Annotated in this window: 19 protein-coding genes and 1 tRNA gene; 12 read left to right on the top strand and 8 right to left on the bottom strand. The window is 34.7% G+C overall.

The window, feature by feature from the left end; all coding sequences use genetic code 11:
- Nucleotides 1–66: 66 nt before the first annotated feature.
- The 3 genes from CYAN10605_RS12510 to CYAN10605_RS12520 form a co-directional block, all read right to left on the bottom strand.
- Nucleotides 67–552, bottom strand: a complete 486-nt coding sequence (locus CYAN10605_RS12510; protein WP_015220317.1) for a PAM68 family protein — start codon at nt 550–552, stop codon at nt 67–69.
- 21 nt (nt 553–573) lie between these two features.
- A complete protein-coding gene (gene rpsO, locus CYAN10605_RS12515; RefSeq protein WP_015220318.1) occupies nt 574–843 on the bottom strand; it encodes a 30S ribosomal protein S15 in 270 nt (89 codons plus the stop codon).
- Between the two features lie 162 nt (nt 844–1,005).
- Nucleotides 1,006–1,707 (bottom strand): response regulator transcription factor, encoded by a 702-nt coding sequence (locus tag CYAN10605_RS12520; RefSeq protein WP_015220319.1) that lies wholly within the window; start codon nt 1,705–1,707, stop codon nt 1,006–1,008.
- Between the two features lie 312 nt (nt 1,708–2,019).
- On the opposite strand from CYAN10605_RS12520, the gene CYAN10605_RS12525 reads away from it, so the two are divergent.
- A complete protein-coding gene (locus tag CYAN10605_RS12525) occupies nt 2,020–2,649 on the top strand; it encodes a CPP1-like family protein (RefSeq protein WP_015220320.1) in 630 nt (209 codons plus the stop codon).
- Nucleotides 2,650–2,773: 124 nt separating this feature from the next.
- On the opposite strand, the gene CYAN10605_RS12530 is transcribed toward CYAN10605_RS12525, so the two are convergent.
- Nucleotides 2,774–3,691 carry a pentapeptide repeat-containing protein gene (locus tag CYAN10605_RS12530; RefSeq protein WP_015220321.1) on the bottom strand — a complete coding sequence of 306 codons (918 nt, stop codon included), beginning with the start codon at nt 3,689–3,691 and terminating at the stop codon, nt 2,774–2,776.
- Between the two features lie 118 nt (nt 3,692–3,809).
- Between CYAN10605_RS12530 and recF the strand changes: the two genes are divergently transcribed.
- Complete coding sequence (recF, locus tag CYAN10605_RS12535; protein ID WP_015220322.1) at nt 3,810–4,943, top strand: DNA replication/repair protein RecF; 1,134 nt, start codon at nt 3,810–3,812, stop codon at nt 4,941–4,943.
- 265 nt (nt 4,944–5,208) lie between these two features.
- Nucleotides 5,209–6,150 (top strand): diguanylate cyclase, encoded by a 942-nt coding sequence (locus tag CYAN10605_RS12540; RefSeq protein WP_015220323.1) that lies wholly within the window; start codon nt 5,209–5,211, stop codon nt 6,148–6,150.
- Between the two features lie 216 nt (nt 6,151–6,366).
- On the opposite strand, the gene CYAN10605_RS12545 is transcribed toward CYAN10605_RS12540, so the two are convergent.
- A complete protein-coding gene (locus CYAN10605_RS12545) occupies nt 6,367–7,335 on the bottom strand; it encodes a glycosyltransferase (RefSeq protein ID WP_015220324.1) in 969 nt (322 codons plus the stop codon).
- A 215-nt stretch (nt 7,336–7,550) separates the two neighbouring features.
- Nucleotides 7,551–9,341: a sodium:solute symporter family protein gene (locus CYAN10605_RS12550; RefSeq protein WP_015220325.1), complete on the bottom strand. Its 1,791-nt coding sequence runs from the start codon at nt 9,339–9,341 to the stop codon at nt 7,551–7,553.
- A gap of 350 nt (nt 9,342–9,691) precedes the next feature.
- Between CYAN10605_RS12550 and arsB the strand changes: the two genes are divergently transcribed.
- The 3 genes from arsB (at nt 9,692) to aroC (ending at nt 13,267) form a co-directional block, all read left to right on the top strand.
- The gene (gene arsB / locus CYAN10605_RS12555) at nt 9,692–10,825 is read left to right on the top strand and encodes an ACR3 family arsenite efflux transporter (protein WP_015220326.1); all 1,134 of its coding nucleotides are present in this window, start codon (nt 9,692–9,694) and stop codon (nt 10,823–10,825) included.
- A 282-nt stretch (nt 10,826–11,107) separates the two neighbouring features.
- Nucleotides 11,108–11,971: a 6-pyruvoyl trahydropterin synthase family protein gene (locus CYAN10605_RS12560; protein WP_015220327.1), complete on the top strand. Its 864-nt coding sequence runs from the start codon at nt 11,108–11,110 to the stop codon at nt 11,969–11,971.
- A gap of 204 nt (nt 11,972–12,175) precedes the next feature.
- Nucleotides 12,176–13,267 (top strand): chorismate synthase, encoded by a 1,092-nt coding sequence (gene aroC, locus CYAN10605_RS12565; protein ID WP_015220328.1) that lies wholly within the window; start codon nt 12,176–12,178, stop codon nt 13,265–13,267.
- 295 nt (nt 13,268–13,562) lie between these two features.
- Here the strand turns inward: aroC and CYAN10605_RS12570 are convergent, their stop codons facing one another.
- Nucleotides 13,563–14,243, bottom strand: a complete 681-nt coding sequence (locus CYAN10605_RS12570; protein ID WP_015220329.1) for an urease accessory protein UreF — start codon at nt 14,241–14,243, stop codon at nt 13,563–13,565.
- Nucleotides 14,244–14,345: 102 nt separating this feature from the next.
- On the opposite strand from CYAN10605_RS12570, the gene CYAN10605_RS12575 reads away from it, so the two are divergent.
- From CYAN10605_RS12575 to CYAN10605_RS12600, 6 genes are all read left to right on the top strand, one after another.
- Entirely contained in the window at nt 14,346–14,855 is a 510-nt protein-coding gene (locus CYAN10605_RS12575; RefSeq protein ID WP_015220330.1) for a TIGR02652 family protein, read from the top strand.
- Between the two features lie 260 nt (nt 14,856–15,115).
- Nucleotides 15,116–15,562, top strand: coding sequence for a VOC family protein (locus tag CYAN10605_RS12580; protein WP_015220331.1), 447 nt, complete (start codon nt 15,116–15,118; stop codon nt 15,560–15,562).
- A gap of 125 nt (nt 15,563–15,687) precedes the next feature.
- The gene (locus CYAN10605_RS12585; protein ID WP_015220332.1) at nt 15,688–17,718 is read left to right on the top strand and encodes a thioredoxin domain-containing protein; all 2,031 of its coding nucleotides are present in this window, start codon (nt 15,688–15,690) and stop codon (nt 17,716–17,718) included.
- A gap of 276 nt (nt 17,719–17,994) precedes the next feature.
- The gene (locus CYAN10605_RS12590) at nt 17,995–19,620 is read left to right on the top strand and encodes a TonB family protein (protein ID WP_015220333.1); all 1,626 of its coding nucleotides are present in this window, start codon (nt 17,995–17,997) and stop codon (nt 19,618–19,620) included.
- Between the two features lie 132 nt (nt 19,621–19,752).
- Nucleotides 19,753–20,136, top strand: a complete 384-nt coding sequence (locus CYAN10605_RS12595) for a PilZ domain-containing protein (protein WP_155084170.1) — start codon at nt 19,753–19,755, stop codon at nt 20,134–20,136.
- Between the two features lie 57 nt (nt 20,137–20,193).
- Nucleotides 20,194–20,274 (top strand) — tRNA-Leu (locus CYAN10605_RS12600).
- 247 nt (nt 20,275–20,521) lie between these two features.
- Here the strand turns inward: CYAN10605_RS12600 and CYAN10605_RS17905 are convergent.
- Nucleotides 20,522–21,040, bottom strand: coding sequence for a hypothetical protein (locus tag CYAN10605_RS17905; RefSeq protein ID WP_051018143.1), 519 nt, complete (start codon nt 21,038–21,040; stop codon nt 20,522–20,524).
- Nucleotides 21,041–21,199 lie beyond the last annotated feature (159 nt).

Here is a 21,199-nt window from a genome sequence, read left to right on the forward strand (position 1 = left end):
TAATTTGGTCAGGATAGTTGACAAAGAAGAAATTAAAAGGCAGATATTCACTTTAGTAATACCTTGTTATTCTTCATTCAGAGATTTTTGTCGATTATTTCTCCAAGCCGAAGTAAATCTGCCAAAATTGAGGACAAATTCAGACCATCCCCACCAACTACCAACTCTTTCTTCATCCCAAGACGTTGAAAGAATACCATAACTTAAACCTAACACACCCAAACCAAATAAACCCATACTAACCAACAAAACTGCTGTATTTGGTATCTTGAACCACTCCTGACTAACAATGGCATAAAAAGCAAAGAAGGAGAAAATACCCATAGCCGTGGGAATACCACTAAAAACAGCCATTCTTCTTACCATTCTTTTACTAACCACTTCGGGAATCCCTTGAAGGGAGTTACCACCTTTGTTTGATTTTGCCACCTTAGACTCAGTCTGATTTCGTTGAGTTTCTTTTGGTTGACTTAAATTTTTGTCGTTAACTTTTTTATTCTTAGACTTTTTTGGTTCAAAGGGTAAAGAGTTTCTATTTGCGGGAGATGGCATAATAAAATTTACGATAAGATTTTAACCACGAATACCGAGCTTTTTAATTAACTCTTGATAATCTTGAGGTCTTTGTCTCTTAATGTAACCTAATAAACGTTTTCTTTGACCAATTAATTTTAACAATCCACGACGAGAGGAATGATCTTTTTTGTTAATTTTTAGGTGTTCTGTTAATTGACTAATTCTGGCACTGAGTAAAGCAACTTGCAAGGCAGAAGAACCAGTATCAGTTTCGTGAATTTGATATAGACCAATAATTTCTTGTTTTTTCTCTTGGGTTAAACTCATTTTTACTTTTAAAAGTTTAAATACTGCAATCTATGATTATATCATAAACCGATTTTAATTAGGAACAGTTTAAGTTCAGAATAATATTATTAATTATCAAATATTAACTATTCTCTCTTTCCCAAATCTGCTAACATAACCAAGCAAACTACAACAATCAGGTTAACTATTTTCAATTTCAAACTTGTAACCAACTCCCCTAACAGTGGAAATATGACGAGTAGCCTCAGAATCTAATTCAATTTTACGGCGAATTTGTCCAATATGAACATCTACCACTCGATTATCTCCCATAGGATTGCTTTGCCAGACGTTATTTACTAAATCTTCTCGACTCCATACTCGATTGGGATTACTGGCTAAAAAATATAATAAGTCAAATTCAAGGCTTGTTAAAGTAATTGACTGAGTTTTTACTTTTACCTCTCTGGTTTCTGGATTAATAACTAAATCACCAAAATCAAGAGTTTCTCCCCCTACGCTTTTAATTATTCTTCGACGACGTAAGATGGCTTGTATTCTGAATTCTAATTCTTCTAAATCAAAAGGTTTTGTTAAATAATCATCCGCCCCTGTGGAAAAACCTTTTTTCTTATCCTCCACATCCGTGCGACTGGTAAGCATTAATACGAATACATCATTATTTTCTTGCATTTCTGCACAAAGATTATATCCAAGAGTGTCAGGTAAATTAATATCAAGAATTACTAAATCTGGATGAAAATGTTTGAAAATATCTCTTGCTTTTTGTCCATCATTGGCATATTCAACTAAATATTGCTTTTGCCTAAGAAAACGAGTTATTAAATTAGTGATATGAATATCGTCATCAACTACCAATATTTTTGCTAAAACTACTTCCATTTTTTGTTTTCTTATCTATTAGGGAGAAAAATATCATCAAAAAGATTTACGTTACCGAAAGAGTGGCTTGTAAGTTTACACACTTCAGATATCAGTAATTTCACTGAATTTACACTGAATTTTTTATAATCTCTATCTAACAATCCTACCCCATAAGTTTCCCGAAAAGAAACTAATTGTTAATTTTCCGCTTATTGAGTTGATCTGTTTGAATATAATAAGTAGTGTTATCTTGAAATAATCATCTAAAAATTTATTAACTTTTTTCTCGCTAACTTAAATCAATATCAGGAATTGGAGGAGTAAATGAGTATGAGTGAGTTGAATCCTTATGAACTATTAGGAGTAAAGGAGGATGCTTCTTTTGAAGAGATACAAAAAGCTAAAAAAAAGTTGAAGGATAAATACGAAAATAACCCTCAACAACTGGAAAATATCGAGGTTGCTTATGATGCTATCATTATGCAAAGGTTACGTTTAAGACAGGAAGGAAAAATAAAAGTACCTGAACAAATTCGCTTTCCTGAAAAAACTGTAGAACCGAAAAAAGTGACAGTTATTTCTAATGCTCAAAAGAAAGCAAATATTTCTCTCTGGTTTAATAATCTAATTGATCAACCTTCTGGAAAAGAAATATTAATCAATAGTTCAATTTTTTTAGTTTTAATAGTTATTAGTATTTTTAATAATAGTAGTGAAACTTTACCTCTACTTTTAACGGTGGGAGTAGGTACTAGTTTTGCTGTTTTATATCGTAAACAAAGAGCTTTTTGGCGTTCTGTAGGGATAACTTTTATTACTTTTATTGTTGGTATTTGTCTGGCAAATGTTATTTTTAGCTTATCTCTTAATACTGGATTTAATTTAAGTCTTTCTGCAGAACAATTTGCTTCTTTATTTACTTTTTGTTTACTCTGGTTAGTTAGCAATTTTACTCGCTAATTTTTTCTGGTTAAAATTAATTGGTAATTATCGTAATTACCTTTTAACTTTTGCCTTTTTTAATATTACTTATTACTTATTTTTTATTTAGATACAAACTAATAATCCATTGGTTATTAAGGGATTAATTATGAATTGTGCCGTCAGGCATTATTGTGCCTTTTAAGTTGCAAGTTTCTATGTTAGTTCCTGTCAGATTAGCTTTTTCTAGGTTTGCTTTTCTTAAATCACAGTGATCTAATTTGGCATAAACTAAAGAAGAATTAATTAGATTGGCTTTTTTTAAGTTGGCATTGGTTAAGTTAACATGACTTAAATTGGCTTGTGCAAGGTTCGCTTTTTTTAAGTTGGAATTTTGTAAATCACTACCTTCTAAATCGGCGTGAAAAAGATTTGCTTTGATTAAATTTACTCCTTTTATTTCGGCGTTAATTATTCTTGTTTCACTTAAGTTTGCTTGGGATAAATTTGTGATTTCTTTTTTGCTTTTACTACTTAAATTTGCCTCTGTTAAATCTGCTTGAGATAGATTTGCTTTGTGTAAGTTTGTGGCGGTTAAATTCGTTTGAATTAATTTGGCAGATATAAGATGCGATCGAGATAAATTACTTTTATTTAGTGTACTATAGCTTAAGTTGGCATTATTTAATTGAGCTTGGGAAAAATCACTATTACTGAAATTACTTCTTTTTAAATTACTATGGGATATGTTAGCTTGTTTAAAATTAGTTTTTATGGCTGTTGTATTTTCTAAATTAACAAAAGATAAGTCAGCTTGATTAAAGTTTACTTGAGATATGTTATTGTTTTTTAAATTAGCCTTATGTAAGTTTGATGCTTTAAGATTTGCCTTTTGTAAATCAATTTTTTTCGAGTTAAAATGATATTTTTCTAAGTCACATTTTATACATTTATGATAGTTTTCTAACTTTAGTAGATCTTCTTTTTGATAAGCGTAAGCATTTAGGGTATTTTGACAGAAACAAAAAACGATACTTATTAAAAACACCAATATAGTTAATAGTTGTTTATTTTTGTTCATAATATATAATGGAATATCTAACTCTTTTGTTTTGTATGTTATATCATATTTTAAACCGATTTTTTTATATTATTAATAATTAGTAATATCTGCCATAGGTATAAAAGAAAAGACAATAATGTATTTAAGTAAATTAAATTTAAACTATTTTCGTAACTATATTCAATCAGAAATTAATTTCTCTAGTAATAAGATAATTATTTTGGGAAATAATGCCCAAGGAAAGTCTAATTTATTAGAAGCAATACAGCTATTATCTTGTCTAAAAAGTCATCGCACTAATAAGGATTTAGATTTAGTTTACCGCGATCGCATCTATGGTGAAATAAAAGGAGAAATTACTCGCAACTACGCAGATTATAGTTTAAGCATCTTATTTCCTGCAAAAGGGAAAAGAGAATTAAAAGTAAATTATGAAAAAATATCTCGAAATATAGACTTTTTAGGTATTGTTAATACAGTTTTATTTTCTAGTTTAGACCTTGATTTGGTGAAAGGTTCTCCCGAATATAGAAGAAATTGGGTGGATAACCTTTTATTACAATTAGAGCCAGTTTTTAGCTATATTATCAAAGAATATAATCATGTATTAAAACAAAGAAATAGTTTATTAAAAAGATTGAAAAAACAAGGTATAACTAATTATGAAGATTTATCTCAAACCACTATTTTAGAACTTAATATATGGGAAAATAAACTAATTGAAAATGCCTGTAGAGTAATGCGCAGAAGAAAAAGAGTTTTAGATAAATTAGAGCCTTTAGCAAGATTATGGCATGACAAAATTAGTAATAAAACTGAAAAATTAGAAATTATTTATCACCCCAATGTAACTTATGATCGTGACGATATACAAGAAATAAAACAAAAAATTCAAAGGGAAATTGAAGATAAAAGAAACACAGAATTGCTAATGGGAGTGACATTAGTCGGTCCTCATCGTGATGAAATAGAATTTGTGATTAATAAAAGTGTAGCTAGAAATTATGGCTCTCAAGGGCAACAACGTACATTAGTATTATCTCTCAAATTAGGGGAGTTGCAATTAATTGAACAGATTATCGGAGAAACCCCTTTGCTACTACTAGATGATGTGATGGCAGAATTAGATTTACAAAGACAACAACAGCTATTAGACTGTTTAGGGAATCGTTTTCAAACTTTTATTACAACTACTCACCTTAATTATTTTGATGAAAGATTACTACAAGAAGCACAAATTATTCGTGTGGAAAAAGGTAAAATTGTATAATAATTATATTTGAATTGGGGATATTTTTCGCCGTCAAAATTAAGAATATAGAAAAAATATTGTTTCGATTTTGTTAACTATTATTAATTAGATCATAATCTATTTATAATGTTTGGATCTGATTTCTAAGTTTGATAATAGGATAGAAAAAAATTTTGGAAGCGATCGAATTTTGGTTTTATCATATTAATGATAATTATTAAATATAGGTACTCTTTATTATCAGAATCCCATTAAATCAGTACTACTAAGGCAAAAAATTTCCATGACTGACTATAATCCGAAAAACTTTTTGATTTTGGCGGTAGATGACAATTCAGTAAATAGAATTCTTATCGAGAAAATACTCCGTAAAGAAGGCTATCAGGCTAAAATTTTAGCCCACAGTCAAGAAGTTTTACCCTATATGGAACAAATTAACCCTGACTTAATTTTACTCGATTTAATGATGCCCAATATAAACGGGTTAGAATTATGTCAACAAATAAAACTGAATCCTCATTTTCAAGATATTCCCGTTATCTTTATTACAGCTAGTGATGAAAAACAAGATTTATTAAAAGCCTTTGATTTAGGAGCTGTAGATTATATTACAAAACCCTTTCATAACCGTGAGTTATTAGCTAGAATAAAAACTCATTTAGAGTTAAAATTTACCAGAGACGAGCTAAAAAAAGCCTTAGTAGAATTAGAAAAACTAGCAACAACAGATGAACTAACAGGAATATCAAATCGTCGCAATTTTAGTACTTTAGCAGAAAGAGAATTTAACCTAGCAAAAAGACAAAAAAGATATTTTGCATTGTTAATTTTAGACATTGATTATTTTAAAAAAATTAATGATTCCCATGGCCATATTGCTGGAGATTTTGTGATTAAATCTGTGGCACAACAATGCGTTTTATCCATTCGTCAAGAAGATTTATGTGCTCGTTGGGGGGGGGAAGAGTTTATCATTTTTCTCTCTGAAAGTATGTTAGAAGATGGTATTGCAGTGGCAAGACGTTTACGTCAAGATATAGAAGAATTATCTGTTGCTTTTGAGTCTGAACAGATAAACGTTACCGTGAGTATTGGTGTGGCTGTGTATAACCCTGAAGACAAAAATGTAAATCAAACTATTATTCGTGGTGATATGGCACTATATCAGGCGAAAAATAGCGGTAGAAATAGAGTGGTGGATGAGAATGGTGTTTGTTATTTTTAAACATCTTTATCTTGGCTCTTCAGAGTGTGGTTATGATAAATTAAAGCCAAGAGAAAAAGTTAAAAGGGCAATGGGCAAAGGTAAATAGTGAATAGTGAATAGTGAATAGTTGATAATTACTCATTATTCCCCTAAACCTGCAACCCGCAACCTGTAACCTGAAACCTGACACCTACCAAACACCAATAATTTACATGAAGAGAAGTAATAGAGCCTTTATCTTTTGATTTTGTTGATAATCTTTTTGATGATTTGCCATTTATTTTTTTTGATTAAAGGGATATTTTGTTGATAACTTTGCTGATGTAGGAAAAATTCATTTATCTCTGATAAAATATTTTTAAATCGAACTTCTATAGATTCAATACGGTAGGGTTTTAATAGCTGTTCATGATCATTATCTTGCCAATTATTAACCACTTTTAAAATTCTTTGAACATCATATTCTTGAGAATAAACCCTTAATTTATAGCTATTAAAACTAGGATCTAAATAATCTGATAAAGCATCATTTATACTAGAAAAAACAGTGCAACCACAAGCCATTGCTTCTAGGGGAGGTAAACCAAAACCTTCTGTTGCTCCTGCTTGAATCCAATATTCACTTGAGTCATAAAGATAGACTTTGCTTTGATTAAATAATGTGGCTAAATCCTCTACCCATGAGTCAATCACAAATAAATTACAGTGGGGTTTTAAGGCTGGTATTAATTGTTTAAGTAAATATTGAGAGGATTTTCTTTTTTGTACTAAAACATCAATGGGGCGCTCTTGATGCCAGTTTTGATATTGAGGGGAAATTTCATTTGGTAAATGGAAAATTAGGGAATTAGGGGCATATCTTCCCCAGTAGGCTTGAGAGTGTTTGCTGACGGCAATTATTGGTACTTGTGGCGGTATTTTAAATTTATAACCTGTACTATGTGCTATGTAAACAACATTGCGATGTTTAAGTTTTGTTAAGAGTTTGTTTATGTGAGGTCCCCAGTGAATAACATAAATGTCAGAATTAGCCGTTGGAGTCTGTCTAATTATATCCTCTAAGTATAAAACATCCTTTTCTTTGCGTTCGTAGGTGACAGGATAAGCATTGGTAAGAGATTGTGCGATCGCCATAAATTTCATTTGAGCAATATGGCCACCACTATTGATGTGCATTTGAGGAAAGAGAAAATAGAGATTCATAGAGGAATAGTGAAGTTAGAAAAGAGGTGTCAGGTTTCAGGTTTCAGGTTTCAGGGTATAAGAGAAGTGGGGGCTTAGGGTTTTGGGGTATTAGGGGAAACTAATTAAACACTGTTGCCCTCCCCCCTCTTGAGGGGGGATAAAGGGGGGTTTGCCTCTTGCCTCTTGCCTCTTGCCCATTGCCCATTGCCTTGTCTTAAATTACTAATTGCTTATCACTCACTTCCGGGGCGTGGCATGGGGAAAATAGGTTTTTTATTGAGTTGCTTTAGCCAGAAACCGCCGATGACAGCAATAATTAAAGCTATCCATCCAGTGGCAGATTGTAAGAGTAAAAAGCCACCAATAGCTAACATTAAACCAAATAGTAGTAACACTGAAGCAATAACTTTTAGGCAATCTAGTTGTAAATTTTGTAAGGGGCTTACTCCCGTAGTTTCCCGTTGTTTTTGCCAGCCAATTCCAGCCGGGCGCACTCTTAAATAAAATTTGTTGAGGGTTTCTTCTGACTCTGGAGGGGTGAGATACATGGCAGTAACCCAGATAATGGCGGTTGAGCCTGAAATAATCATTAATCGATAACCAAAATCTGAGGGAAAAATATTCAAGTTGGGGATAACGCTAGTTAAACCAATGATAAATCCTGCCACCATTGCCGCTAATTCTGCTGTGGCATTAATGCGCCACCAATACCATCTTAAAATTAACACTAATCCGGGGCCTGTGCCGATGGAAATTACTAGGCGAAAAATAGTTGTGATGTCTTTTGCATAAAAAGCTGCGATCGCACCGAAGAATGTAACTAAAATAGAAGCTATCCTACCCGCAAAGACTAATTGAGTTTGAGAGGCATTAGGAGCAAAAAAACGGCGATATAAGTCATTGGTGATGTAAGAAGCCCCCCAGTTAATAGAGGTGGAAACAGTGCTCATAAAAGCGGCAATCAACGAAGCTACCACAATCCCTAAGATAACAGGGGGAAGAAAATCAAGCATCAACTTCGGGTAGGCTAATTCTGGATCTTCTAAGTTAGGATAGATAACAATACCGACTAATGCCACTAAAATCCAAGGCCAAGTGCGGATAATATAATTAAGGATATTGAAAAACCATGCCGCTTTTTCTGCCTCTGCCTCATCCTTAGCAGAAACTAATCTTTGGATAAACTCTCCCCCCCCATCACTACGGCGAAAACTCCACCACTGCACCAATAAATAAGCAGAAAAGGTACTTAAACTGATTCCTGCTACATCACTCCATTGCCAATTCAACAGCCCTTCTCCTTTCATCAAAGGCACGAAGGAAAGTACGTCAATATCTGTGGCTTTTTGTACCGCCGGTACTAATTCATGAATACCACCTACATAATTCACTGATACAACAGCAACTGCGATCGCACCAAAAAGAGCAAGAAAAAATTGAAAAAAGTCTGTTACCACAACTCCCCACAATCCCGAAAAACCAGAATAGATTAAAACAAAAATACTAACTGCCACCACACTCCATAACTTACCGCTTTCTCCCACATTTAAGCCCAGACTTTCCCATAGTTGCAGTGCAGAAACCACCTTAACCATAGCTAACATAGCATAACCAATACCGATACAATTAATTGGCACAGCGAATAAAAAGGCTTTAGTTGCCCTCAATACTGCCGCCATTTTTCCTCCATAGCGAATTTCCGTTAACTCTGCATCGGTAACAATTTCCGCCCTACGCCATAGTCTAGCAAAAATATAAATTAAGACAATATGGGCAATACCAAAACTCCACCATTCCCAATTACCAGCAATACCTCTTGTGGCTACCACACCGCAAATATAAAGGGGAGTATCAATAGAAAAGGTTGTCGCCGCCATACTTGTACCTGCCAACCACCAAGAAAGATTCCTACCTGATACGAAAAAATCTTCCATACTTTTTGAGGCTTGTTTAGAAAGATAAACTCCAAGTACCATTGTGGCAATGAGATAACAAATAACAACAATCCAATCTATAGTCTGCATAGTCCAATTAGTAATTAGCAGTTAGTAATTAGTCATTATTATCTAAAACTTGATACTTGTCACCCTTGGCATCTAGCCCAAAATTGATTGGTTAAGGTAAGCAAAAGGGGAGGAGAAACCCCTCTGTATCCCGCCTTTTAAGGGGAGAAGGGGAACAGGAAAAAGAAAAAAGATAAGGGTTTGAGTTATTTTTAAGACTTAATAAAAATTGAAATAAGTTGCGTCTTAGCTCAGTTGATAATCAAGAATCAAAAACTCCTTCAAATCAACTTTTATTAGTAGGTAATAAGCTAAAATATAGAGATAAAAGCATTATTTAAAAATAGAATCAACTATAATTGATTAGTTTTATGGGAAAGTCATTGAATAAGTGTGCAGAAAAAGCAGGAAGTGATTTAAGTTTTTTTGAAAAATATCTTACCCTCTGGATTCTGATTTGTATTGTTATCGGTATTGGTTTAGGGCGTATATTTCCATCTTTGGCACAAAACCTCGATCTCCTCAACGTTTATAATGTTTCTATTCCTATTGCCATATGTCTATTTTTCATGATGTATCCAATTATGGTGAAGATAGACTTTTCTCAAGCGGTAAAAGCAGTCAAAACACCGAAGCCCGTCATTTTAACTTTGGTTGTTAACTGGTTGATAAAACCCTTTTCAATGGTAATCTTTGCTCAATTTTTCTTGGGATGGCTATTTGCTGGTTGGTTACAGGAAACCGAGATAATTAGAGGAGTAGAAGTCAGTTTGAGTAATTCTTATATTGCAGGATGTATCTTGTTAGGTATTGCTCCTTGCACAGCAATGGTGTTAATGTGGGGTTATCTTTCCTATAGTAATCAGGCTCATACTTTGGTTATGGTAGCGGTAAACTCTTTGACGATGTTACTACTTTATGCACCGTTAGGAAAATGGTTATTATCGGCTAATGATTTAATTGTACCATGGCAAACAATTGTTTTATCAGTCATTATCTATGTGGGTTTACCATTAATAACTGCTTTGTTAAGTCGTTACTGGATTTTTAAATATAAAGGCAGACAATGGTTTGAAAATCGTTTTCTTTCTTATCTCACTCCTATTTCCATCACCGCTTTATTAGCAACTTTGATTCTCCTATTTGCGTTTAAAGGGGAATTAATCATTAATAATCCTTTCCATATTATCCTCATTGCTATTCCCTTATTAGTGCAAACCAACTTTATCTTCTTGATTACCTATGCCATAGCCCTAAAACTCGACTTAGTTTATGAAGATGCCGCCCCTACAGCTTTGATTGGTGCTAGTAATCATTTTGAAGTTGCGATCGCAACTGCGGTAATGTTATTTGGGTTAAATTCAGGAGCGGCTTTAGCCACAGTGGTAGGGGTATTAATAGAAGTGCCAGTAATGTTATTTTTAGTGGAAATTTGCAAGAAAACAGCATCATGGTTTAAAAGAGACCCAGAAAAAGCCACTTTACTAGACCCTAGACTAATTTAACCTGAATTGGATCTGAAATTGTCGGTTAAAGCAGGCAAGAGGCAAAGAAAAAAGGTCAAAGGGCAAAGGGCAAAGGGCAAACCCCCCTTTATCCCCCCTCTTGAGGGGGGAGGGTAAAGGTACATAGTTGATAATTAATAACTTCTAACTCCTAACTCCGTTCACTACTGAAAGAAGTGTACGAGTGCTCGAGCGTTCTCCCCGAACTCCTAACCAAACTTATTATGGTAAATTAAAAAAGGAATCTTAAAAAATCTTAAAATTTAAGCCATAATATTTTTCATGGAATGTATCGTCAATCGTCGAGCGAAATTCAGTGCCAGTCATCGCTATTGGTTGCCTGAGTTATCAGAAGCGGAAAATCAACAGCGTTTCGGTGCAAATAGTCGTTTTCCGGGGCATGGACACAATTATGTCTTGTATGTTTCTCTTATCGGGGAATTAGACAAGTATGGAATGGTACAGAATTTATCTGAAGTCAAAAAAGTTATTAAGGAAGAAGTAACTAGCCAATTAGATTACAGCTATCTTAATGATACTTGGGCAGAATTTCAACAAACTTTACCAACCACAGAAAATATTGCTAAGGTGATATGGGAGCGTTTATCGCCTCATTTACCACTGGTTGATATACAACTATACGAACATCCTCAACTTTGGGTTAATTATCAAGGAAATAATATGGAAGCTACTTTAACTGTTCAAACTCATTTTAGTGCCGCTCATCGTTTAGCTTTACCTGAATTAAGTTTAGAAGAAAATACCGAAATTTATGGTAAATGCGCACGTGTTAATGGTCATGGACATAATTATCATTTAGAAGTGTCAGTAACGGGAGAAATGGATGCTCGTACTGGTATGATTGTGGACTTAGGGGAGTTACAAAAAGCCATTAATGATTATGTAGTTGAACCTTTTGATCATACTTTTCTTAATAAGGATATTCCATATTTTGCTGATGTTGTACCTACGGCGGAAAATATTGCTGTATATATTGCTCAATTATTAAAAGATCCGATCGCATCTTTAGGGGTAGAACTAGATAAAGTTAAATTGATTGAAAGTCCTAATAATTCCTGTGAAATTTACTGCCGCAAAGGGGTTTTAAATCAGTCACCAGCAAACCATCAAGTAGCCCTTGTTTAGTGAATAAAAGGGCAAGGGGCAAAAGGCAAAAGGCAAACCCCCCTTTATCCCCCCTCAAGAGGGGGGAGGGTAAAAGTGTTTAATTAACACTAACCCTGAAACCTGAAACCTCTTTCCGAACTCCGAACCCCGAACTCTGGTAACGTTGCTTATTGCTTATGGTAACCAGTAAACTTAAACCCAGACTATATTGATAAATTATTCATGAGCAGTATATTTGGAAAATTATTCACTATATCAACTTTTGGAGAATCTCACGGTGGCGGAGTAGGGGTAATAGTGGATGGTTGCCCTCCCCGTGTTGAAATTAGTGCCGAAGAAATTCAATCAGAATTAAATCGTCGTAAACCCGGACAGAGTAAAATTACTACTCCCCGTCAAGAATCTGATTTATGCGAAATTGTATCAGGAGTTTTTCAGGGGAAAACATTAGGGACTCCCATCGCCATTCTAGTTAGAAATAAGGATGCTCGTTCCCAAGATTACGATGAAATGGCGGTTAAATATCGACCTTCTCACGCTGATGCTACCTATGATGCTAAATATGGTATTCGTAATTGGCAAGGTGGTGGACGTTCTTCCGCAAGGGAAACTATCGGTAGAGTGGCAGGAGGTGCGATCGCAAAAAAAATTCTTCATCAAATCGCAGGGGTTGAAATTATCGCCTATGTCAAAACTATCAAGGATATTAGTGCCAGTGTGGATCAAGAAACTGTTACTCTCGAACAAGTAGAAAGTAATATAGTTAGATGTCCTGATAGTGTAGCCGCCGAAAAGATGATCGAGTTAATTGATCAAATTAGACGGGAAAAAGACTCTTTAGGCGGTGTTGTGGAATGCGTCGTCAGAAACGTGCCTAAAGGTTTGGGTGAACCTGTTTTCGATAAATTAGAAGCTGATTTAGCTAAAGCAATTATGTCATTACCAGCTACTAAAGGCTTTGAAATTGGTTCTGGTTTTGAAGGAACATTATTAACAGGCAGTCAACATAATGATGAATTTTATCTTGATGAAGCAGGAAATACTCGTACTATGACAAACCGCTCTGGAGGTATTCAGGGGGGAATCAGTAACGGAGAGAATATTGTTATCCGGGCGGCATTTAAACCCACTGCTACCATTGGCAAAGAACAAAAAACCGTTACCAAAGAGGGAGAAGAAACTGTTTTAGCCGCAAAAGGCAGACATGATCCGTGTGTGTTACCAAGGGCTGTACCAATGGTTGAAGCAATGGTTGCGTTGGTACTATGTGATCATTTATTACGTCACCATGCTCAATGTGGCTTAGATATTTAGGATTTGCTTATTGCCCTCACCCCCAACCCCTCTCCCACAGGCGAGGGGAGACTTTTTTTTGAACAATTGACTGATAAAAATTTCTGTATCTGTCACCATCAATTATAAGCACTGTTGCCCATTACCCTTCTCTCCTTAAAAAGGGGAGACACATATTTATTACTTGTTTCCCCCTTTCCCCTCATCACCTCATCCCCCCATCCCCTAACACCTGCAACCTGCAACCTGCAACCTGACACCTGACACCTAATCTTATCGGATATTCTTAAACCGAACTGAGGTTAATTATTAATTGTTAACTACGAAAAAGCCTACTATATAAAGTTTCGTGATGGATACTAGCAAAAGATAAACCCCAACTACAGGAGGCTAATTGATCATCTTGAAGGTTAATTATTTGTTGAGTAGTATTAATAATAGATTCATGTAAATTAAAAATCAATTTTTGTCCTTCCGTTTGTCCTAAAGGTATTAATTTAACTCCTCCATTTACTAGGTTATTGAGCCAACTGTGGAGATAGCCCCATAGCATTTCTGTTGAAGGTATTTGACTATAAGCACTTATAATTCCAAATGCGATCGCACTATTGCAGGGAGAATCAAAATTGTCAATAACAGATTTTAGTTTTTTATCATCTGGTATTAACTGGAGAGTTAGACGACACAAACTTTTCCCCATCTGCCAACTTTGCTCTCTTAATTCTTTGGTTTCACGGGAGGCACTTAGCCAGTTATTCCAATAATATAATCCCTTACAATCATCATTGAGATAACAATTATAAGCTCGAAATGCGATCGCACCCTCAATCCGAATTGAACCGTAAAATAACTCATTTTCTAGCCATTGTCGTAAACTTTCACCATTGGTGATATTGCCATTTTCTACCAAAAACTCTAAGCCTTCAGAATAACTATAAGCCCCCAAAGGTAAGCTAGAATTACATAGCTGTAGTAAAGATAATAAATAATTTGACATTACAAATGCTTAATAAATTAGCAGAAATAAACTGATGATTAACCAGAGAACTATAATAAAAAAAATCAAAGCCATTGCTTAAGCTATTCACCCACCATAACTATGACTAATACCAATCTACAATATCCCATCTTTGGACCTCAAATAAAATGCCCCCATTGTCGTCAAACCATAGATGCTTTAACCCTAACAGATAGTTACCTATGTCCTCGTCATGGAGCTTTTGAGGCTAACCCTGAAACAGAAGTATTAGTTCATTTACAGTCGGGCAGACAATGGCGTTTGTGGGAGCATAAATGGTATCGTCAACATACTCATCCTGATGGTATTCGCTTTGAAATTCATGAAGCCTTAGATCGTCTTTATACTGAGGGATACCGTGCAACAAAAGTAATTATAGCAGAACGTTACCATAACCTAATTAGTTCTTATTTAGATAAAGGCAATAATTGGCAAGGAAATCAAGAAAGCAAATTATATAAACTATATGGGTTACCCGTAGAATTTAGTCATAAATCCGATGCCGAGCCTTGTTGGGAAGTGATTAACTTTGTCTTAGAAAAGGAAAAAGGCACACCTTCCCGTTATCCTTATTTTCGTCTTTTTGAATAATATACTTAATCTTAGTTCAACATAGGAATATCGGATAAGGGTAGGTATCAGGTTGTAGGTTGCAGGTGTTTGGGTGATGAGGTGATGAGGGGAGAGGGGGAAGTAGGGGCGAATGGCCATTCGCCCATACAGGGGTTCGGAGTTCGGAGTTTTTAATTCTTAATTTTTCCTTTGCCCCTTGCCCCTTGCCCCTTTACTTTGCACATTGCCCTTTTTGCCATCATTCATCGAAGAAAATTTATCTCGAATTCAGGTTAATTATGATTCATCATATTTCAATTCGCACGGCTGATATAATAGGTGCGATCGCATTTTATGAATTATTAGGTTTTACGGTAAAGGAAAGATTCACCACCGGTTACACTCTTGCTTGTTGGCTAGAAGGAGAAGGAGGAAGACTAGAATTAATGCAAATACCAGAACCTAAACCAGCCCCAGATGCTTTTAATGATGAACACTATGTTGGTTATTATCACTTCACTTTAGATATTACAGAAAAACAAATAGATTTACCCACATGGTTAGAACAATTAAAACAAAAATTTTGGCGTGAAAGTCAAAAAGATAATTCTAAAATTTCACCGTTAAAAATTCTGCTTCCCCCTCAACAACAAATGATTGAAAATCAAGTATATGAAGTAGCTTTTATTGCTGATATAGATAACTTACCCATTGAAATAATTAGGCTTTGTGAAAAAAGTCCTTGAATAATGGAAAAGTAATAATTAAACTCTTTTGCCCTCCCCCCTCGAGAGGGGGGATAAAGGGGGGTTTGCCTCTTGCCTTTTAACTTTTGCATCGTTATCCGTTAAACATTTATTCATTAATTACCATGACAAATCATCTTATTAACACTCAAAGTTTATACTTACAAAAACACGCCCATAATCCGATTAATTGGTGGTATTGGTGCGATGAAGCCCTTAATTTGGCAAAGCAGGAGGATAAGCCTATTTTTCTCTCTATTGGTTATTCTAGCTGTCACTGGTGTACCGTTATGGAAGGAGAAGCCTTTTCTGATGGTGCGATCGCATCTTACCTTAACGACAATTTTATCTCAATAAAAGTCGATCGGGAAGAACGCCCCGACATTGATAGCATCTATATGACAGCTTTGCAGATGATGACAGGGCAAGGAGGATGGCCTTTAAATATATTTCTTTCCCCCGATGATTTAGTACCTTTTTATGGTGGTACATATTTCCCCATTGAACCCCGTTATGGCAGACCGGGATTTTTACAGATTTTACAGGCTCTTCGTGATTTTTATCATGATAAATCAGATAAATTCATATCATTAAAAAACGAAATTGTCAAGGGTTTAGAAACAAATAGTAATATAATTTTTACCTCAGAAAATCAACTAACTCCAGAATTATTACAACAAGGTATTGCCAATAATAGTAAGGTTATCGCCAGAAATGATTATGGTTCACCCCGTTTCCCAATGATGCCTTACAGCAATATTACGTTGCAAGGGGGGGTAAAAGACAAAAATTACCGGGATTTGGCTATCAGAAGAGCCTTAGACTTAGTTAATGGCGGTATTTATGATCATGTAGGTGGAGGTTTTCACCGCTATACCGTTGATGCCACTTGGACTGTGCCTCACTTTGAAAAAATGCTCTATGATAATGGCTTAATTATGGAGTTTTTAGCAAATTTATGGGCTAATGGCGTTGAAATATCAGAAATAAAAAGAGCTTGTGAAGGTATAAAAGATTGGTTAAAAAGAGAAATGACTTCGGAAAAAGGTTATTTTTATGCGGCACAGGATGCGGATAATTTTGCGGATATTCATCACATTGAACCAGAAGAAGGAGAGTTTTATGTCTGGAGTTATCAACAATTAAAAGAGATATTATCAGCAGAAGAATTTAACGCTTTTATCGATACTTTTATCATTAGTGAAGATGGCAATTTTGAAAGTAAAAATGTTTTACAAAAAAGAGAAGATAAGTCCATTAATGAAATAATTAATAATGCCTTAGATAAACTCTTTAAAGTTCGTTATGGAGAAGAAAGAAACTCCTTAGAAAAGTTTTCTCCTGCTAAAAATAATCAAGAAGCAAAAACCTTTCAATGGTTAGGTAGAATACCTCCTGTCACAGACACAAAAATGATTCTTGCTTGGAATAGTTTAATGATTTCTGGGTTAGCAACTGCTTATGGTGTTTTTCAGGATGTTAGTTATTTAGATTTAGCGGAAAAAGCAACAGAATTCATCCTTAATCATCAATGGGAAAATGGACGTTTACATCGTCTTAATTATGAGGGAAATGTTGCAGTTTTCGCCCAAAGTGAAGATTATAGTTTATTTATTAAAGCCTTATTAGATTTAGCCCAAAATCATCCCACTAATACAGGTTTTTACTTAGATCAAGCCATAAAAATTCAAGCTGAATTTAATCAATTTTGTCAGGATAAAGAACAAGGAGGATATTATAACAATGCCCATGATAATAGCAGTGATTTATTAATTAGAGAAAAAAGTTATATCGATAATGCCACACCTTCTCCCAATGGAATTGCGATCGCAAATTTAGTTCGTTTGCACCTATTTACTGATGAAGAAAAATACCTAGATGAAGCAGAAAAAACCCTAAAATTATTTAGTGACATTATGAATAAAGCAAGTACCAGTTGTCCTAGTTTATTTACCGCCTTAAACTGGTATTTAAACCGCACCAGTGTCAAAACCACAAAAGATACAAAACTACAACTTATCCAAAAATACTTGCCCAATACCGTTATTCGTACCGATGAGGAATTACCATCTAATAGTATTGCTATCGTGTGTCGAGGAGTATCTTGTTTTGAACCTGCAACCACTATAACCCAACTGTGGCAACAATTAAGCTAGTTTAAAAAGATAATTTTTACTACATTTTTGGCTTCTAGCCTTCATTAATCTTTGTTGGGCTTAAACACATCGGATAAGAGTAGGTGTCAGGTTACAGATGTCGGTGTGTTGGGGTTTTTAATTCTTAATTCTTCACCATTGCCCCTTGCCCTTCTTAACCTAACTTAGATTATTTTCCGTGTAAGTCTCAAAAGGTTTCGATACAATAAGAGAAAATTTCTCCATCATTAACTCATTAGCTAATCTTTATTTCTCCCATACCTAAAGGAATATTCTATGACTACCATTAAAAATTTAGAAAAACCAACCATTGCTTTTAATCAAATTATCAGGGAAATTAACTGGGCGTTATTAGCTTCAATTACAGTCCATGGGATTTTTTTCACCCTCATCTTTCCCAGATGGTATGCTCAAGGTAACTCTAATAGTTCTAATGGTTTGACCAATACCCCGATTATAGAATTAAATTCTTTAGAACAAACTCGTCTGCCCAATTTAAACCCCTCCAACTCGTTAGATTGGAATAGTCTTAACCCCTTACCAGAAATAGATAATTTCAACGGTTTAACAATTCCTGTACCCCCTTTAGAAAGTTTGGAGAATAGTGGTTTTGATTTACCGCCACTAGATGGAGGAATGATGTATCAGGATTTTTCTGCCTTACCTCCCCCTCCTCCTGCCTCAATTAGTAACTTTTCCACCGCCCCTATCCCTCAAACATCTTTACAGTTTGAAACTAATTCGACTGCTCCCTTAGACTTACCGCCACCACCACCCATTAATCAAAAATCCCTTGCTAATTTACCACCAATTCCCCAAGATAAAATTGATCAAATAACTGAAAAAAATAACTCTAACACATCCACATCTTCTCCTTTTAAGCAGACAGATGTTCCCGTTAATCAAATTCTTGATGCGGAAAGACAAGCAGAAATCAGAAGACAATTATTTGCAAATTCTCCCATTGAAGTTACGGTTAACCCCAGAGATGTGATAAATAATCGAGATAATAAAACCGATGTTAAAGATTCATCAAATCCTGACAATAACTTACCCGTTAAGCTGGAAAATCAATTTAATAATCTAACTGACAAATTAGCCCCAAATCCAGAAAATACCAGCGATGAGGAAGCCAGAAAAAATTATATTGCATGGGCGAAAAATGTCCAAAACGTTAATCCGAAAGAAATTACTATTGTTGGTGCATATCCGAAAGATGCCTGTGTTAAAAAACTAGAAGGCACTACCACTTACGGTGTTGTGGTTAACTCTATGGGTAATGTGGTTGACACTCAACTGATTAAAAGTTCTGGATATAACTTGTTCAATGAACAAGCCTTAAAACAAATTAATGCCCGACAATTTGAAAATACTGGTAATGGTAATATTCCTTATCATGTTTATGTTAATTTTCAATACGATACAAAAGTATGTCCTTCTGTTTCATTGTCTAATTTGGGTAATGTTCCCCAATCTAGTCCTCAACCTTCTTCTAATCCTAATCCAGTAAAGCCTAATAATGTTAAACCTGCTACCCCTAACAATGTCAAAGATAGCCCAAGTAATTCTCAACCCTCATCGGAGAAAACTCCTGTTAAAAAAGAGAATTCTAATAATCCCCAGATAAAACAACCTACCACAGTCAACAAATTAAGTACACCGACTAATAGTGCAGAAGTTTTACTGAAACCTAATCCTGAAACAAAAAAAACTACTACCCCCCCGAAATTACCCCCAATTATCGAGAATCCAAGCAAGAAAGACAGTCAAGCACCATCTCCTTCTGCAAGAGAAATAATTAATCCTTCCGTCAACTCCTCTGGAGAAAAAGAGCAAGAAAAAAAAAGCCCTGAAAATGAAGTTATAATCAAAGAAAAAGACCCCGTGTCTTCTCCTGAATAAAAAAAGCTCATGAATGGATGAAAGAAAATTATGAATCAAAATTAATGGAATAATCCCCCTATGGGGCATTACAATGGAAATATAAAAAATAAGATTCAGTATAAGTTTTTCACTCTTTTACTATTATTAATTATGAATAATAATGTTGATATTAATTCGATAAATGAACAGAGACAATTAAGACGTATTCTTGCTGTTTGCCGGGTGCTGGACTTGGATCATAAATTTTTAGGATTCACTCTCGACTTAAACCGTTCTGGAATTAAAATTATTGTCGATAAGAATTTTCCCTCTGGGGATGAGTTTAAAATTATCTTAAGTCCTGTTAAAGAGGATGAGGAAATAAGCCCTGATATTGTGGTTAAGGTAGAGCAGAAATGGAGAACTTCTACTAATGAGGAGTTTGATCAAATCGGCGGGGTGATTATAGAAGTTGATTCCCCTGAGTATATCGAGGAATTAATTGATTATTGCGATCGCCGTGCTAAGGAAAGATACCAATTAGATTGGCAATAAAACAATAAGATATTGACTTGTAAAAAAAAATTCGTTAGAATGTTGAAATGTGACCTAGCGGATGTGGCGGAATTGGTATACGCGCACGTTTGAGGGGCGTGTGGCTTTGCCTTGCGAGTTCGAGTCTCGCCATCCGCATTTTTTAACCTGAGTTCGGGATAAATTTTCATCTATGAATGATGGAGAAAAAGGCAAAGGGCAAGGAGAAAATTTAAAAGGACAATGGGCGAAGGTAAATAGTGTTGGGGTGAATAGTGAATAGTTGATAATTACTCATTACTCATTACTCGTTACTTATTACTTTCTCTCAACACCTGCAACCTGCAACCTGAAACCTGACACCTACCCTTATCCAATATTCTTAAACCGAACTGAGGTTTTTTAGTTAGTCTTTAATGGTTAAATTATCGCCCCTCACATCATAAGTAATGGCTGGAGGCACTTCACTGGCTTTTTGACTCATTAATTCTAGCATAGATAAAGAATAGGTATATCCTTGAGGACAAGATAATTCTTCATAGGATAAAGGTAAAGATTCGGTTAATTTTAAGTGAGTGAAATGGGGATATTTTTTTTCTGGTTTTTCCGTTTCGCAGTTATTGAATCTAATGGCATATTTTGTGGTTTGTGTGCCTAAATTATGGGTTGCAAAAACCCCCCAATCGGTTGGTTTAGGTTTATAGTTTTTTTGCTTGGAAATATTTTCTTTTGTGTTAGGATTTCCTCCCCAAATCATCGTCACAAAATTTTTGAGATTATCATTTTTCGCTAAAGCAATAATTGCTATGTGATGGGATGATAGTTTTTGTATTTTAAAAATATGTCCTTGTCCAAATGGTAAATAAGGAGTTTTTTCTAAAAATTCTCCATTTTTTTGGTAATAGCTATCTTGAATATTTGTCAATAAAATTAATCCTTCTAAGGCTTCTTTTTCTAGTTCTTTATCTGATTTTAATGTGATTTTTTCTGATACACTTTTATTTTGATCTGGTAATTTTTCTTGATTATGAATTATATTTTCTTTGTTATAATCCTCTTTTTTGGTTCTTTCTAAATTTTCTTC

It is taken from the genome of Cyanobacterium aponinum PCC 10605, assembly GCF_000317675.1.
Taxonomy (GTDB): domain Bacteria; phylum Cyanobacteriota; class Cyanobacteriia; order Cyanobacteriales; family Cyanobacteriaceae; genus PCC-10605.

What these genes read in the sequence shown, in the direction of transcription:
- CYAN10605_RS12510 (WP_015220317.1), bottom strand. Translation starts at nt 552, where the DNA reads ATGCCATCTCCCGCAAATAGAAACTCTTTACCCTTTGAACCAAAAAAG.
- rpsO (WP_015220318.1), bottom strand. Translation starts at nt 843, where the DNA reads ATGAGTTTAACCCAAGAGAAAAAACAAGAAATTATTGGTCTATATCAA.
- CYAN10605_RS12520 (WP_015220319.1), bottom strand. Translation starts at nt 1,707, where the DNA reads ATGGAAGTAGTTTTAGCAAAAATATTGGTAGTTGATGACGATATTCAT.
- CYAN10605_RS12525 (WP_015220320.1), top strand. Translation starts at nt 2,020, where the DNA reads ATGAGTGAGTTGAATCCTTATGAACTATTAGGAGTAAAGGAGGATGCT.
- CYAN10605_RS12530 (WP_015220321.1), bottom strand. Translation starts at nt 3,691, where the DNA reads ATGAACAAAAATAAACAACTATTAACTATATTGGTGTTTTTAATAAGT.
- recF (WP_015220322.1), top strand. Translation starts at nt 3,810, where the DNA reads ATGTATTTAAGTAAATTAAATTTAAACTATTTTCGTAACTATATTCAA.
- CYAN10605_RS12540 (WP_015220323.1), top strand. Translation starts at nt 5,209, where the DNA reads ATGACTGACTATAATCCGAAAAACTTTTTGATTTTGGCGGTAGATGAC.
- CYAN10605_RS12545 (WP_015220324.1), bottom strand. Translation starts at nt 7,335, where the DNA reads ATGAATCTCTATTTTCTCTTTCCTCAAATGCACATCAATAGTGGTGGC.
- CYAN10605_RS12550 (WP_015220325.1), bottom strand. Translation starts at nt 9,341, where the DNA reads ATGCAGACTATAGATTGGATTGTTGTTATTTGTTATCTCATTGCCACA.
- arsB (WP_015220326.1), top strand. Translation starts at nt 9,692, where the DNA reads ATGGGAAAGTCATTGAATAAGTGTGCAGAAAAAGCAGGAAGTGATTTA.
- CYAN10605_RS12560 (WP_015220327.1), top strand. Translation starts at nt 11,108, where the DNA reads ATGGAATGTATCGTCAATCGTCGAGCGAAATTCAGTGCCAGTCATCGC.
- aroC (WP_015220328.1), top strand. Translation starts at nt 12,176, where the DNA reads ATGAGCAGTATATTTGGAAAATTATTCACTATATCAACTTTTGGAGAA.
- CYAN10605_RS12570 (WP_015220329.1), bottom strand. Translation starts at nt 14,243, where the DNA reads ATGTCAAATTATTTATTATCTTTACTACAGCTATGTAATTCTAGCTTA.
- CYAN10605_RS12575 (WP_015220330.1), top strand. Translation starts at nt 14,346, where the DNA reads ATGACTAATACCAATCTACAATATCCCATCTTTGGACCTCAAATAAAA.
- CYAN10605_RS12580 (WP_015220331.1), top strand. Translation starts at nt 15,116, where the DNA reads ATGATTCATCATATTTCAATTCGCACGGCTGATATAATAGGTGCGATC.
- CYAN10605_RS12585 (WP_015220332.1), top strand. Translation starts at nt 15,688, where the DNA reads ATGACAAATCATCTTATTAACACTCAAAGTTTATACTTACAAAAACAC.
- CYAN10605_RS12590 (WP_015220333.1), top strand. Translation starts at nt 17,995, where the DNA reads ATGACTACCATTAAAAATTTAGAAAAACCAACCATTGCTTTTAATCAA.
- CYAN10605_RS12595 (WP_155084170.1), top strand. Translation starts at nt 19,753, where the DNA reads ATGAATAATAATGTTGATATTAATTCGATAAATGAACAGAGACAATTA.